General features: G+C 51.4%; 1 pseudogene. It reads right to left on the bottom strand.

Annotated elements, in window-relative coordinates:
• A pseudogene (locus Q4563_RS16855) lies at positions 1-233 on the bottom strand (hypothetical protein); the annotation flags it as partial.
• Between the last annotated feature and the right edge of the window lie 152 nt (positions 234-385).

Below are 385 nucleotides of genomic sequence, written 5' to 3' on the forward strand. Positions count from 1 at the left end.
GTATTCCACTCAATCGCTCCGGTCGGGCCGTTCACAACCTTACTGTAATATTCGGAGTAATTACTGCACTCTATTTCACGCATCCGGATACCCAGGCTGGTCTGCAGAAAAGTCCGTCGTTGAACCGGCATACACATTCCTGTTCGCTCTTCCAGCAGAGCTTGCCAACGACCAAACTGGTCATCGCTAAGCTCTGGCATCGTGCTGACAACAGGACGACTCTGATGATTCATAAGGAGTCTTCAACCAGGACTGTGATTACAGTACCTGTTGTTGCTCCATATCCAGGTCCGCTTCTGGCAGTTTGAAGCCCGCCACAGATTCACGCAGTTTGTTCGCCATTTCTGCCAGGTTACCAATCGATTTCGCCGTGGCGGTGGTACCC

Source organism: Gilvimarinus sp. 1_MG-2023 (assembly GCF_030548285.1).